The sequence below is a fragment of the Paenibacillus athensensis genome, from assembly GCF_004514475.2.
GTDB lineage: Bacteria > Bacillota > Bacilli > Paenibacillales > NBRC-103111 > Paenibacillus_AL > Paenibacillus_AL athensensis.
Genome location: NZ_MYFO02000004.1, coordinates 353,559 through 365,846, shown reverse-complemented (window position 1 = coordinate 365,846; position 12,288 = coordinate 353,559). Strand labels below are relative to the sequence as shown.

Annotated in this window: 12 protein-coding genes; 2 read left to right on the top strand and 10 right to left on the bottom strand. The window is 61.9% G+C overall.

The genetic code is table 11. The features are described 5' to 3' along the window. Positions 1-29: 29 nt before the first annotated feature. The 5 genes from B5M42_RS09825 to B5M42_RS09805 form a co-directional block, all read right to left on the bottom strand. The gene (locus B5M42_RS09825) at positions 30-875 is read right to left on the bottom strand and encodes an adenosylcobinamide amidohydrolase (protein WP_134757643.1); all 846 of its coding nucleotides are present in this window, start codon (positions 873-875) and stop codon (positions 30-32) included. A gap of 331 nt (positions 876-1,206) precedes the next feature. Next, positions 1,207-1,464, bottom strand: coding sequence for a hypothetical protein (locus B5M42_RS09820; RefSeq protein ID WP_134757644.1), 258 nt, complete (start codon positions 1,462-1,464; stop codon positions 1,207-1,209). Positions 1,465-1,494: 30 nt separating this feature from the next. Next, the gene (locus B5M42_RS09815; RefSeq protein WP_134757646.1) at positions 1,495-1,788 is read right to left on the bottom strand and encodes a hypothetical protein; all 294 of its coding nucleotides are present in this window, start codon (positions 1,786-1,788) and stop codon (positions 1,495-1,497) included. 34 nt (positions 1,789-1,822) lie between these two features. After that, positions 1,823-2,143: a hypothetical protein gene (locus B5M42_RS09810; RefSeq protein WP_134757648.1), complete on the bottom strand. Its 321-nt coding sequence runs from the start codon at positions 2,141-2,143 to the stop codon at positions 1,823-1,825. A gap of 87 nt (positions 2,144-2,230) precedes the next feature. Continuing rightward, positions 2,231-2,800 (bottom strand): xanthine phosphoribosyltransferase, encoded by a 570-nt coding sequence (locus B5M42_RS09805; protein WP_134757650.1) that lies wholly within the window; start codon positions 2,798-2,800, stop codon positions 2,231-2,233. A gap of 304 nt (positions 2,801-3,104) precedes the next feature. Between B5M42_RS09805 and B5M42_RS09800 the strand changes: the two genes are divergently transcribed. Next, positions 3,105-3,830, top strand: coding sequence for a hypothetical protein (locus B5M42_RS09800; RefSeq protein WP_134757652.1), 726 nt, complete (start codon positions 3,105-3,107; stop codon positions 3,828-3,830). A gap of 210 nt (positions 3,831-4,040) precedes the next feature. On the opposite strand, the gene B5M42_RS09795 is transcribed toward B5M42_RS09800, so the two are convergent. Further along, positions 4,041-4,643, bottom strand: a complete 603-nt coding sequence (locus B5M42_RS09795; protein ID WP_230632823.1) for a DedA family protein — start codon at positions 4,641-4,643, stop codon at positions 4,041-4,043. 82 nt (positions 4,644-4,725) lie between these two features. Here B5M42_RS09795 and B5M42_RS09790 point away from each other — a divergent pair, with 82 nt between their 5' ends. Beyond that, positions 4,726-5,760, top strand: a complete 1,035-nt coding sequence (locus B5M42_RS09790; protein ID WP_134757654.1) for a YkvI family membrane protein — start codon at positions 4,726-4,728, stop codon at positions 5,758-5,760. Here the strand turns inward: B5M42_RS09790 and B5M42_RS09785 are convergent. From B5M42_RS09785 to B5M42_RS09770, 4 genes are all read right to left on the bottom strand, one after another. Next, a complete protein-coding gene (locus B5M42_RS09785) occupies positions 5,707-6,129 on the bottom strand; it encodes a hypothetical protein (RefSeq protein WP_134757656.1) in 423 nt (140 codons plus the stop codon). The genes B5M42_RS09790 and B5M42_RS09785 overlap by 54 nt on opposite strands. A 357-nt stretch (positions 6,130-6,486) precedes the next feature. Further along, a complete protein-coding gene (locus B5M42_RS09780) occupies positions 6,487-6,771 on the bottom strand; it encodes a hypothetical protein (protein ID WP_134757658.1) in 285 nt (94 codons plus the stop codon). A 22-nt stretch (positions 6,772-6,793) separates the two neighbouring features. Further along, positions 6,794-10,993 carry an AAA family ATPase gene (locus B5M42_RS25290; RefSeq protein ID WP_268999132.1) on the bottom strand — a complete coding sequence of 1,400 codons (4,200 nt, stop codon included), beginning with the start codon at positions 10,991-10,993 and terminating at the stop codon, positions 6,794-6,796. Next, complete coding sequence (locus B5M42_RS09770; RefSeq protein ID WP_134749622.1) at positions 10,990-12,267, bottom strand: metallophosphoesterase family protein; 1,278 nt, start codon at positions 12,265-12,267, stop codon at positions 10,990-10,992. Before B5M42_RS09770 ends, B5M42_RS25290 begins: the two co-directional genes overlap by 4 nt. Positions 12,268-12,288 lie beyond the last annotated feature (21 nt).

The following is a 12,288-nucleotide window of genomic DNA, read 5'->3' as shown; positions in this document are numbered from 1 at the left end:
CCGCCGGGGCTGTCGCCTGCGCGGCCGGATTATCCTGCGCCCGCCTCGTCCGGCGGCGTCCAGCGCCGCGCCGCTTCCAGGACGGACTCGTATACGGTCCGTCCGATCATATAGCCGAGCCGCGTCGCAGTCCCGGCATAGCTGCACAGCCGCCCGCGCTCCGTGGCGGCAATCAGCACGGCGTCCGTCGTTGTGCCGGTCGCCAGCGGCAGGGCGGCGTCTGCGGGCAAGCCGGACGCCGCCGGTTGTGCGCCGTGCGCCGCCACGCGCACGGCCAGCTCTTGCAGCGCCGCCGCTTTGGCCTCCGTTGCGGTGATCACCGCATTCGCCATTGCCGCGTCGGTCAGCTGCGCATTCGTCAGCACGATAATATTAATCGTGCCGGGATACAGCGCGGCTGCGGGCAGCGTCAGGCCCGCCCGCGCTTTGTTGCCGAGGCCGGCCGTTGCCCAGGCCTCGACCGTCAAGCCGCCGCGCTCGCGGATAGCGGCGGCTCCACCGCCCGCGCCCGCAAGCAGCGGCGCGGCAGGCTCGGCGGCGGCGATGGCCATGTCGCCGCCATCATCTGCGCGGGCCGTCAGCGCCAGTCGGCCCGCGTCGCGCACCCGGGCTGCGGTCAGCAGCCCGGCGGTGTCCTGCGGCGGCAGCTCCTCGCGCCGCAGGAACAGCTCCATCTCCGCCAGCGGGTCTTCGGCCGCATACGACTTGTCCACCTGCCGATTGATCAGGCAGGTGTGGTAGCCGAAGCCTCCGCCCCACGGAGATGTGTTGAGCGTGCGCAGCGGCTCCGCGCTGCGCCACAGCAAATAAGCGCCGCGCTGCGATTCCACGCGGCTCCAGACTACGCCGGATACGCAGGCTGCGATCGGTTCCATCTTAGCTTCCTCCTCTGCTCCGTTTTGCTGCAACAGCTTGTCTCATTCGTTCCGACAACGGCTTTTGAACTTCGTGGCAAGGCGCGTTTCCCATCGGATGCTAAGGTGCTAAACGCGTTGGCTGCTGCACGTGAAATTGCTGAATCACAGCTTTATTTGCACCTGCCATTCGCATCCGCCTTTCACTCCTGCCTTTCGCACCTGCCCGGCTTCAAGCCACACATCCGCTGCCATGCTTGCAGGAACATTCACTAAGTTCGCACCTTTTAGGGGCTCCCAGCCATTCTCCCAAGCCAGTCGCTACTGCACGGTTTAAACGCCTGCAGGCCGTCTATTCGCCGTCCGCCTGCTCCAGCTCTCCGCCCGCTGCAGGCAGCGTGAACTCCGCAGGTCTTGGCTCCGTATACGGCTGGTAGACATAGCTGCGGCGCAGCTTGACCACCTTACGGCTGCGCTTGCGGATCAGCACGCTTTCGTCATCCCACGCAACCACGTAGCCGCGGACATCATTCTCCGGGTTGACGTCGCGCACGACACGCAAAAACGTCCCCTCCACACGCAACGCATCCAACTGCTCATCGCTGATCATAACGCCCCTCCTTTTCGCAAATCCTTTTTTCTAGCATACACGAAAAACCGCCATCCTAACAAACACCCGGTCTTCCCGGCACCAATTGCCCCATGTTTCATGTTCGTTTCCATGCACGATAAAGCGATCCCGCTCCAACAAGCCGCCAAGCGGCGACGGATAGGGGCGACGGATAAAAACGACGGCTGACGTTAAGAACGGGCCGCGATTCATTGTCATTAGCCCGACCCTCGCCACAGCTTTTGCCCGCTTCATCCCGCCCGCAGCCTGCTCGCCCACGCCCAACAACAAAAAGACCCGGAAACCATCTTCCGGGTCTTTCAAGGTAGGACGCAGCCTCGGGGCCGCGGCGGATTCGTTAGCTGACTTTGGAATCGTTCGTCTCAAACCAGAAATCCAGCACTTTGCTCGACATCACACGTTTTTTGATATACTCGACCTGCTGCTGGGAGAATTGCTCTTCCCATGCGATTGAAAGCTCCGTGCAAAGCTTCACGACTGTGAGCAGCTCCGACCAAGCGACGTAACGTTTGTACCAGAAAAATTGCGGATGTTCAATCATATAAGGGTACAGATCGTCGAATTCCGTATGTTTACAATCGAGAGCCCGTTCGAAATGATTCTTGGCTTCTGCCAATTTGGTTGCGAAATATTCAGGCGATACATTCTCAATGCCCATAGATGTCAGCCTCCTCTCTTCCCATATCCCCATTATAATGGATAAATCGCTTTCAGGGAAGGCACCCTGCAAATGAAAAATCAGACATCACTCGAAGCGGATCTGTCCGTCCGCCAGCGAAGCGATCCGGGCCAGCGATTCTACGCGGATGTCGCGCTCGCGCAGCGAACGGCCTCCGGCCTGGAACATCTTCTCGACGGCGATACCGACGCCGACCAGCTCCGCTTCGGCTTTTTCAATAATCCGGATCAAGCCGCGGGCCGCATCGCCATTGGCAATAAAATCGTCGATCAGCAGAATGCGCTCGCCTTTGTTAAGTAAATGTGCCGACACCATAATATCGGTCACAATGCCTTTTGTAAATGACGGAACGCGCTCGCTGTAGGTGTCCTGATCCATCGTCACCGTTTTTTTGCGCCGGGCGAACACCATCGGTACGCCGAGTTGCAGCGCGGTCGCGAAAGCGATCGGAATGCCGGACGATTCCACCGTCAGCACCTTGTCGGGCTTGGCCTCGCGGAACAGACGGGCGAACTCCTTGCCCATCTCTACAATCAGCGTCGGATCGACCTGATGATTCAAGATGGCGTCCAGCTTCAGCACCTGGTCCGATACGATGACGCCAACCTCCAAGATCCGCTGCTTTAACAGTTCCATAGCGTTCCCTCCACTCTATGTATTATGAGTAAAATTACCACATTGGCAAAGTAGGTTTCAAGTCCCAATTTTCATAGATCGCCTCTGAAGGTGCAACTTTTCGGCTTTCGAAGCTGTCTATACTCATGAAAGAACATGAAAGGTTTACCTTTGCCATGAAAACAGCGTTTTGAAAATGAAAATGACCTATTTTCACGAAATTTGCCTGCTTTCGGCCACTTTTCACCGTTGAGTCGCGGGCACGGAAGCCTTATGATTAGTAATGTTGCTTTTTACCAACGTTTATTCGGAACAGAGAGGATCGATGACCATGAAGAAGTTCTCCCAATATGTCCTGTTCGGCTCCATGTCCATCGTGCTGACGGCCGCGCTTTTAACAGGCTGTGAGAAGTCATCGATTCGGACCGCTTCACCGGCTTCGCCGTCGCCGGGCTTGGCCGCTTCACCCAGTCCGACGCCGCAAGCGACTGCCGATACGGCCCCGTCGCCGACAGCTCTGCCGACCGCTACGCCGGAGGATACCGGACATGAAGCCCAGGTATCGTCCAATGAAGCCGCCGGCAGCGAACCCAAAAGCGGTACGCCGGGAACAGCCGGCAAACAGGCGCCCAAGCCCAAGGTAAACGCAGAAGACGCCTACAAGCAGGAGAAGCCTACCCTGATGGGCCTGACGCTCGGAACGTCGAAAGACACCGTGCTCAAGCGCTTCGGCAAAAGCAAAAATCAATTCATCATGGACGAAGACGACAATGAAGCAGCCATTACCGTATATGAATACGCCGATTTTTCCGTCGGCTTCCGCAGCGGCGGGGCGCTCGAATTCGTCGATATCAGCTCGGGCGACATCGATCCCGGCCTTGGCGGCCTCCGGCTCGGACAAACGACCGACGACGCTGTCGCCGTGCTCGGCAAGCCCGATACCCGCACCGAATACGTGCTGTCCTACAAAGCTCAGGGCACGGTGCTCAAGCTGGACCTCGATCCGAAATCGGACACGATTCAATCCATCAAGCTGTTCGCCGACCGTTAACAAACGCGAAAGACCGCAGCGCTTCCTGAGCGGAAGCTGCCTGCGGTCTATTTTTATGCCTGAGTAGCGATGTCTGATTGTGCGTCTAGTCCGCTTTTCCACCTGCGGGTGCACAAACAAAAAAAGGGCTTCAAGCCCGCCTGACCGCTTTTCTCGTTATCTACTTGCCGTGCGCGCCGTCACTCAAACCGGGCTTTCGCAGCTGCGCGATCAAATCGTGCGTTTGCGAAAGCGCAGCAGCAGCCACAGAACAAGCCCGGCCAGCACCGCGACAGCCGCGACGCTCATACCGATATAGCCGTGCAGCATATGCAGCATGCTCTCCAAGTTGCGGCCGATGAAATGGCCGAGCACCAAAAAGCTCGTACACCACAGCAGCGCCCCTGTGCCTGCATACAACACATATTTATAAAATTTCACGCCGCTCATGCCCGACAAATAACACGTCAGATGACGCAAGCCAGGGACAAAATAGCCAAAAAACACCGTCCACAGCCCGTATTTGTGAAACCAGCGCTCCGCCCGCTCCAGGCGGCTTGGCGTCAGCTTGACCCACTTGCCGAAGCGATATAAAAATGGCTTGCCCACACGATGCCCGAGCGCGTAGCTGACCACCATGCCGGTCATGGTGCCTGCATAGACGCACATCAGCGCCTTGGTAAACGTAAACGGCCCTCCGGGGGCCGTCCAGGAACCGACCACGGTCAGCATCGTCTCATCCGGAACCGGGACGCCAACAATCCCCGCCGCAAACAACGCAAAAATCGCCAAGTAGCCGAACTGTTCTATAAAATGGAAAAAAGCCTGCTGCACGCGAACACACTCCTGCACTTGAATAATCCTGACTTCCTCGCATACCTTGTACTATATCAAAAGGAGGGGAGTGGGGCAACAAATGAACAAAGGTGCACAAATTGTCCGGGTCGCCTTCACCTATATCGGCACGATTGTCGGGGCCGGTTTCGCTTCCGGTCAGGAAATCCTGCAATTTTTTACCCGCTACGGGTGGATGGCTACGCTGACGATTGCACTCTCCAGCATCCTGTTCGTCTGGCTGGGCATCAAGCTGATGCTGATGGCCCGCGAGCTGAAAGCCGGCTCCTACGAGGATTTGAACAAGGTGCTGTTCGGCGAACGGGCCGGCAAATGGATCAGCCTGTTCACGATGATCGTCTTGTTCGGCATTACCACCGTCATGTTGGCCGGCGGCGGCACCGTTTTCCGCGAGCAGCTCCATTTGAGCTATCAGACCGGACTTCTGGTTACGCTTGTGTTGGCCTATCTGGTCATCTCGCGCGGCATTCAAGCGATCATGACCGTCAATTCCATCGTCGTCCCGATCATGCTGCTGTTCAGCATCGTCATCGTCGTATACACGTGGCATTCGCCGGGCTCCGGCAACTGGCTGCGCCTGACGACCGACCTGTCGCCGGGCCGGATCTGGTTCGCCCCGCTGCTGTACACCGCCTTCAACCTTGCAATGGCCCAAGCCGTACTCGTGCCGATGGGCGCTTCCGTTGAGAGCAAATCGGTGCTGTTCTGGGGCGGCCTGCTCGGCGGAGCCGGCATTGGCGTCCTGCTGCTCTCGGCACATTACGCCTTGTCGGCGCAAATGCCCGGCATCGCCCAATTTGAAATCCCGATGGGCCATATTATGAACCGACTCGGCTCCGTACCGCAAATCGCCTACCTGCTGGTGATTTACGGCGAAATTTTTACGACCTATATCGCTGACGCCTACGGGCTTGCCTTGCAGCTTCAGCAGCGGACCCGACTGCCGATGAAGGTGATCGTGCTGATTATCCTTGCGCTAAGCTATCTGGTCAGCCAGATCGGCTTTAAAGCGCTGCTGTCGGCGCTGTATCCGGTATTTGGCTTAATCAGCATGGCTTGGCTCGTTTTGATGGTCTGGCGCAACAGGGCGCTTTAGAACGCCGCTTTTCGCCAGCCCGATGACCACGAACAGCCGGATGCCCAGCAGTAGCATGCTCATCACCGAAATGATGATCCCGCACAGCAAATACGCGAAATGATAATCGGGGAAAGCCGCGCGGTCCCGCAGCACCGCCAGCAAATCGGCGAGCAGCAGCAGCAAACCGACGACAAACAGGCCGACCGCGCCGTAATCCAGCAGCGTCCACCTGGACAAGTATGCCGCAGCGATTTCCTGCTGGCTGACCGCGTGCGGCGACGCCGCCTGCTGCTGCCACAATTGGCGAATCATCCATACCGAATATACAGCGACGCCCGTCATGCCCAGACCGAGTACGCCGCCAAACACCGCTAATGCCACATTCATGAGATTCCCTCCTGTTTAATGTACCGAAACTATTATGAAAAAAAGCACGTCCAGCCGCATTCGCTCAAGGCAGGCACTATACGTGTTCAGGCGGGTTGAGAGCGTTAGAAATCCGGTGAAAAACCAGTGTCCTCCGGTCGATAGCGGTTTCCACTCGCTGTTGTAGCCGGATTCTCCGGTGGAATGACCCCGTTTGGGGTGAAAATCCGTCGACAAAGGCGACCGCTGACGCTGTTCCAACTCCTTCTCGACTCTCCGGCCACTTGTTCACCGGACTTCTAAAGCAAGCGGGTTTAAAACCGGATGCGCTGATCCGCTGCGCCTGCTCAGGCCAACACCTACAGACCCTGTACGTCTCTACCCGCTGCGCAAGCCGTAAACCAGCAGCACAGTCAGCACAAACAGCAAGACCGGCAAAGCGACCAGCAGCGGCAACAACGCCGCTTCCGGCAGCGCAGGCGCGGGCCGCCACAGCAGGCGCAGCTTACGCTGCGCCTGCTCCAGTTCATCGGCAAACGGGCTATACGGTTCAGAAACGCCCGAACTGTTCGTGCCGCGCTGCTCGATGCGTTCCTTGCGCCAGCCGACCCGGTATGTAATCTCCCGCTGCTCTTTTTTCCCCGATCCCGATCCCGATTCCATGATGCATCTCCTCCGTTGATTGCTACAACTCGATTACGCCTTGCCCCGGACACAGCTTGCGCACCGCTTCACGGACGTGAGCATGGCACGTAAACAGCAGTACCTGATGTCTGGCGCTAAAATCGTTCAAAACCCGCAAGCAGCTCTCCATTCGCCCGTCATCGAAATTAACGAGGATGTCGTCCAACACCAGCGGCAGCACCGCTTTACCCGCATATTCTTCAGCCAGCGCCAGCCGCATCGCCAGATACAGCTGCTCGGCCGTGCCCCGGCTCAGCTTTTCCGTCTCGACCGCTTCCTCGCCTGCGCGGACGGCCACCAGACGCTGCTGGCCAAACGGAGCTTTTACCCGAACGAACCGTCCATCCGTCATGGCGCTGAAATATCCCGAAGCCCGTTGCAAAACGCCCGGCTGCCGCTCGCGCTCGTACACCTCTTGCGCCTTGCGAATTAACGCAGTGGCAAAGGAAGCCACCGCATATTTCCCGACGAGCGCGGAAAGCGCCGTCCGCTGCGCCTCGGCCTGCAGCAGCCGGTCGGCGAGCTCGCGCCCTTGCTCCAGCTTTTCGACCTCGCCGAGCAGCCTTCCGGCTTGCTCGCGCAGCGCGTCTTCTTCCTCAGCCGCCTGCTGCAGCTGCTGCTCCAGATTGCGCCGGCTTCCTTCAAGCTCGTCTTCGCCGCTGCTTTCCAGCAGCTCCGTTAGTTCAGGCAGCGCCGCTGCACCGACGAGCGACTCCAGCGCCTCAGCCAGCAGCTTGTGATCCTCCAGCAGCTTGCCGCGCTGCTCCTGCCGCCGATGCAAATGACGCAGCTGCTCGCCGCTGGCCGCAGACGCCTCGCGCAGCAGCGCTTCAAGCCGGCTTTGCACACGCGCAGCATGCGCATCGGCAGCTTCGCGCTCCTGCTCCAGCTCGGCAAGCCGCTGCTGCAGTCCGCGCCGCTCCTCTTCGATGCGCTCCGCCTCCTGCCGCTGCTCCTTCCAGCGCCGCAACGCAGCAGCCGGTTCAGCGCGTGCCGCTTCGCCGAGCCACGCTGCGACCGCATCTTCGTACTCGGCAATGTCGCTGCCCAGACGCGCGCACCGTGCCTCCAGACGGCGCTGCTGACGCAGCTGCTCTTGAGCGCGTTCGGCCGCCTGCGCCGTCTCCAGCGCCGCATCCGGCGACAGTCCCCTGCTGAGCTGATGGTCGCCCAGCCAAGCCTGCCAGCCCGCATGCAGCTCGGCAAGCGCCAGCTCCTGCCTTCGTCCGGCAGCAGCCAGCTGCGCCTCCTGCGCTCTGTGCGCTTCCCTGATCGCTTGCGCCTCGCGCAGCTTGTCGCGTTTGGCCCGCAGCTCGGCGCGCCGCTCACGCCCATGCTCCACTTCGAGCTGCAGCCGCTCCAGCAGGCTGTCAAGCTCGGCAAGCAGCGAGGCGGGCATGCGCCCGGCAGCGGCAGGACCGCGATCAGGCGCGAAGGCTGCTGCTCCGGCCGGCGCGTTGGTGCGGCTGGCGGCCGCATCGTAACCCGCGGCGGAGCTGCGCAGCACCGCGCCGGCATCGCCCAGCGCCGCCGCTGCTTCGGAGCGCCCGCCGAGCAGGCGCTCCAGCTTGGTCTGGAGGCTCTGCTCCAGCTCGGCGAGCTGAGCCTCCAGACGCGCAGCCGCGCCTTCATCGCGCGCGGCCTCCTCCGCTTCGCCCCCGACGAGGGGCGAAGCGCCCCGCGGCGCTCCCGCAGGCGCCGCCGCTAACGGCGCGCCGGGGGCGCGCGCCGCTGCTCTTGCCGCCCGCGTGCCGGGGGCGGGCGGCGGCTCCGGCGTGCCGGCGAAGCGCACGCCGGCCTTGCGGGCGCGCCGGGCTTCGCCCGCGCCCGGGGCGCCGAGGATGATCGCGATGACGATCATCACGGCGCCGGCGATGGCAGCGGCGGGCACAGCGCCCTGCCAGAGCAGCCACGCGGCCAGCAGCAGCCCGGCCAGCGCGGTCAGCAGCGCGAGCCGCAGGCGACGGCTCGCGGCGACTTGCCGGCCGAGCGCTTCGGCCTCGGCCCATTGCGCCTGCTGGCGCTGACGCTCGTCCGCCCGCTCGCGGGCGTGCTCGACGTCCTTGCTCAGCAGCCGCCAACGCGCGTGCTCGCGCGTCAGCTGGCGCACGAGCGCAGCCGCTTCGTCGGCTCGTTGCCCGGCCGCTTCCGCGTCTTGCAGCGCCCGCCGCAGCGCGTCGCCTCCGCGTCCCGTCCCGGCAGCCGCGCCGTACACGCCGTCGCCCGCTTGACCGCTCGCATCGGCGTTCTCCGCGCGCTGGCCCGCTCCGGCAACGATGTCCGCTTGGCCGCCAACATCCGCGTTCGCCGACTCTGCCGCCGTTAATCGCGCCAGATCAAGCTCCAGCGTCCGCACGCTGTCGTCCAGCCTGACCGCCTGCAGACGCAAATGCTCGCGCTCAGCATTCAGCCGCTGCTCCTCGGCATGGAGCCCGGCAAACGCTTCCTTGAACGAGCGAATTTCTTCACGCAACGCAATGGATACAGGGAATGCAGCTAACGTTGTCTCGCTCCAGCTTGCATCGATTTGCTCCAACAGCCGTCCGGTCAGCAGCCTCGCTTGCGCCAGCTCTGCTCCATTTTCCAGCAGCTCCCTGCGTTTGTCAGTATAGACAGGCAGCTCATCGAGCAATTTTTCCAGCGCAGCTTTTGCCTGCGAATCGCTCGCGCGTACATCTGCCGCCGTAACAACAACATCAGAAACCACTAGACCCGAAAACCCCGCTTGCCTCACTTCAGACTCGCCTTCACGCAGCTTCGATTTTCTCTCCGCTCCAAGCTTGTCCTCCTGCGGCTTATGCTCACTCTCAGTTCCAGACTCGCCTTCTAACGGCTCCTGCTTTCTCTCCGCTCCAAGCTTGTCCTCCTGCGGCTTCTGCTCACTCTCCGCACCAGACTCGCCTTCTAACGGCTCCTGCTTTCTCTCTTCCCCAAGCTCATCCTCCTGCGGCTTCTGCTCACTCTCAGTTCCAGACTCGCCCTCCAGAGGCTTCTGCTCACTCTCCGCCCCAAGCTCATCCTCCAGAGGCTTCTGCTCACTCTCCGCCCCAGACTCGCCCTCCTGCGGCTCCTGCTCACTCTCCGCCCCAAGCTCATCCTCCAGAGGCTTCTGCTCACCCTCCGGCCCAGACTCGCCCTCCTGCGGCTTCTGCTTTCTCTCCGCCCCAAGCTCGCCTTCCTCCAACTTCCGCTCATTCCAAACTCCCGACATCGCAACGGGCAAACCCAGCTCGCTCTCCGCAGCCGCTCCGGCCAGGCGGGCCAGGCTATCGGCTAAGCTGCGCTGCTTCAGCGCGAGCGTTTCGCAGGCGGCTGCGGCCCGCTCCAGCTCATCCTCGAGGTGATTCAGCCGGGCAAGCGCTTCGTCGGGAAAATTCGGCAGCTCGGGCAATGTCTCCAGCTCGCGGCTCACGCCTTTGAAGCGCACCCACGTGCTGCGCGCCCGCGCCGTCAGTTCGAGCTTGTCCAACTGGCGCTGCAGCGTGCGCTGCCGCTCGCGAAGCTTGGCGACACGCAGCTCAAGGCCGCGTCTTTCGGCCTGCAGGCTGTCGTAAGCAGCGGACTGCTGACGGGGCTGGCGAAGCAGCCGTTCGGTCTCGTCCAGCTCGCGCACCAGAACGGCGATTTCCTGATTGCGGCCGCGCGGCTTGTACAAGCTGTCTGCTTGCGCTGCCAGCTTGCGCTCGGCTTCCCGGATCGTCGTTCCGCTGACGCCCAGACCGGCGCTGTAAATATAGCCGCTCAGCTCCCCGGCCTGCAGCGTGCCCAGCTCCTGCAGCTCGCCGAGTCCAAAAGCAAACAGGCTGCGGAACAGCTCGGCCGACAAGCCGCCGAGCAGCGCGCGCAGCAGTTCCTCGCCGCCGGTCGTGCCGTCTTCGAGCGTCACCTTGACCGTGCCTGCCGAGGGGTGGCGCACTCCGGCCATTCCGGCAGCGGCTCCGTCGTAACGCTCGACGCGAATCCGGCGGCCGGACTCGTCGAGCAGCACCAAAGCGCCGCCGTGCGCGCCGCCTGCCGGCTCATAGCGCTCGGCCGGCTTCATGCGTGAAGGAAAGCCGAACAGCACGGCGCGGATAAAGCTCATCAGCGTGCTTTTGCCCGCTTCATTGGGCCCGTACAGCACGGTAAGCCCGCTTTCCAGCGACCAGCTGCGTTCGCGCAGCGCACCGAAGCCGGCTACTTCAATCGCGACGATATTCATGCGTCCTTCCCTCCTTCCCCGGCCAGCAAATCGGCGGCCAGCTCTTCGGCAGCGCGCAGCCATTCGCGCAACTGCTCATCTCCGGCAGCGTGCGGCCGTCCCGCGACGGAGGGCAAGCTGTCCAGCGCTGCCAGCGCCTCTGCTGCAAACGCCCGCAGCGCCTCATCATCCTGCTGCAAGTGCCCGGACAAGCGCAGCAAATCGCCGAGAAAGCTCGCTTCCTGCTGCAGCGCCTCCCAATCCAGCTCGCTGCGCGAGCGATCGTCGATCGATTCCAGCCAGACGAAGCGGCTGCGATCGGCTTCGCCTTCGCGCAGCTCGGCCGTTAATTCCTCCAAGGCTCGTCCTCTGCGCAGCAAGCGTCCAACCGCCGATCTGCCTTCCAGCACGATCCGCACCACTGCGGACCTGCCATCTGCCTGCTCCCTTACCTGCTCCAAGCGGCCCAGCAGCGCATCCTTCAGTTGCTGCTCGGTGCCCAGTCCTTGCACAGACAGCGTTTCCTGATACCAGCGCACGGCATCCAGCGCATGGAATTGCAAGTCGGCTCGTCCCGTCTCGTCGATCTCGACGATGTAGCAGCCGCGCGGGCCGGTTTCGCGCACGCTGCGCCCCTGAATATTGCCCGGGTAGACGATGGCCGGCTGATCGCACAGCACCTGCCGGGTGTGGACATGCCCAAGCGCCCAGTAATCGATGCCGCGATCCAGCAAATCGCGGCGCGTGCACGGCGCGTAGTTGCCGTGGGCAGGGTCGCCGTCGACATTCGTATGCAGCAGCGCAATCTGGCACACGCCCGGATCGGCGCCGCGGAAGCGCAGCGCCAGATTGTCGTGGACAGCCGCCGTTTTATAGGAAATGCCGTGGACATGAGCAATCACGCCGCGCCCCGGCTTTTCGACAGCAACGGTCTCCACCCGGTCGGAGGCAAAAAAATGGACAGCCTGCGGCCAATTCAGCTGCGCCGCGCGGCCGTCCTCAGGGTCGTGGTTGCCGTGTATGACATAAACGGGAATGTGAGCCGCCGCCAGTCGCTCCAGCGCGCGCTGGAAGCGGATTTGGGCGCGCAGGGAGCGATCGGACAAATCGTATACATCGCCGCTGACCACGACGAAGTCGACACGCTCGCGTTCCGCAAGCGTCACCAGCGCGCGCAGCGCATCGAAGGTCGCTTCGCGCACCCGCTCGCGAATCGGCTCAGGCAGCGTTGCCATTCCTTTAAACGGACTGTCCAGATGCAGATCGGCTGCATGCAAAAACCTTAGCGGTAACATGGCTGACGTTCACTCTCCTTG

Excerpts from the sequence above, each read along its gene's own strand:
- B5M42_RS09825 (WP_134757643.1), bottom strand. The coding sequence starts at position 875 with ATGGAACCGATCGCAGCCTGCGTATCCGGCGTAGTCTGGAGCCGCGTG.
- B5M42_RS09820 (WP_134757644.1), bottom strand. The coding sequence starts at position 1,464 with ATGATCAGCGATGAGCAGTTGGATGCGTTGCGTGTGGAGGGGACGTTT.
- B5M42_RS09810 (WP_134757648.1), bottom strand. The coding sequence starts at position 2,143 with ATGGGCATTGAGAATGTATCGCCTGAATATTTCGCAACCAAATTGGCA.
- B5M42_RS09805 (WP_134757650.1), bottom strand. The coding sequence starts at position 2,800 with ATGGAACTGTTAAAGCAGCGGATCTTGGAGGTTGGCGTCATCGTATCG.
- B5M42_RS09800 (WP_134757652.1), top strand. The coding sequence starts at position 3,105 with ATGACCATGAAGAAGTTCTCCCAATATGTCCTGTTCGGCTCCATGTCC.
- B5M42_RS09790 (WP_134757654.1), top strand. The coding sequence starts at position 4,726 with ATGAACAAAGGTGCACAAATTGTCCGGGTCGCCTTCACCTATATCGGC.
- B5M42_RS09785 (WP_134757656.1), bottom strand. The coding sequence starts at position 6,129 with ATGAATGTGGCATTAGCGGTGTTTGGCGGCGTACTCGGTCTGGGCATG.
- B5M42_RS09780 (WP_134757658.1), bottom strand. The coding sequence starts at position 6,771 with ATGGAATCGGGATCGGGATCGGGGAAAAAAGAGCAGCGGGAGATTACA.
- B5M42_RS25290 (WP_268999132.1), bottom strand. The coding sequence starts at position 10,993 with ATGAATATCGTCGCGATTGAAGTAGCCGGCTTCGGTGCGCTGCGCGAA.
- B5M42_RS09770 (WP_134749622.1), bottom strand. The coding sequence starts at position 12,267 with ATGTTACCGCTAAGGTTTTTGCATGCAGCCGATCTGCATCTGGACAGT.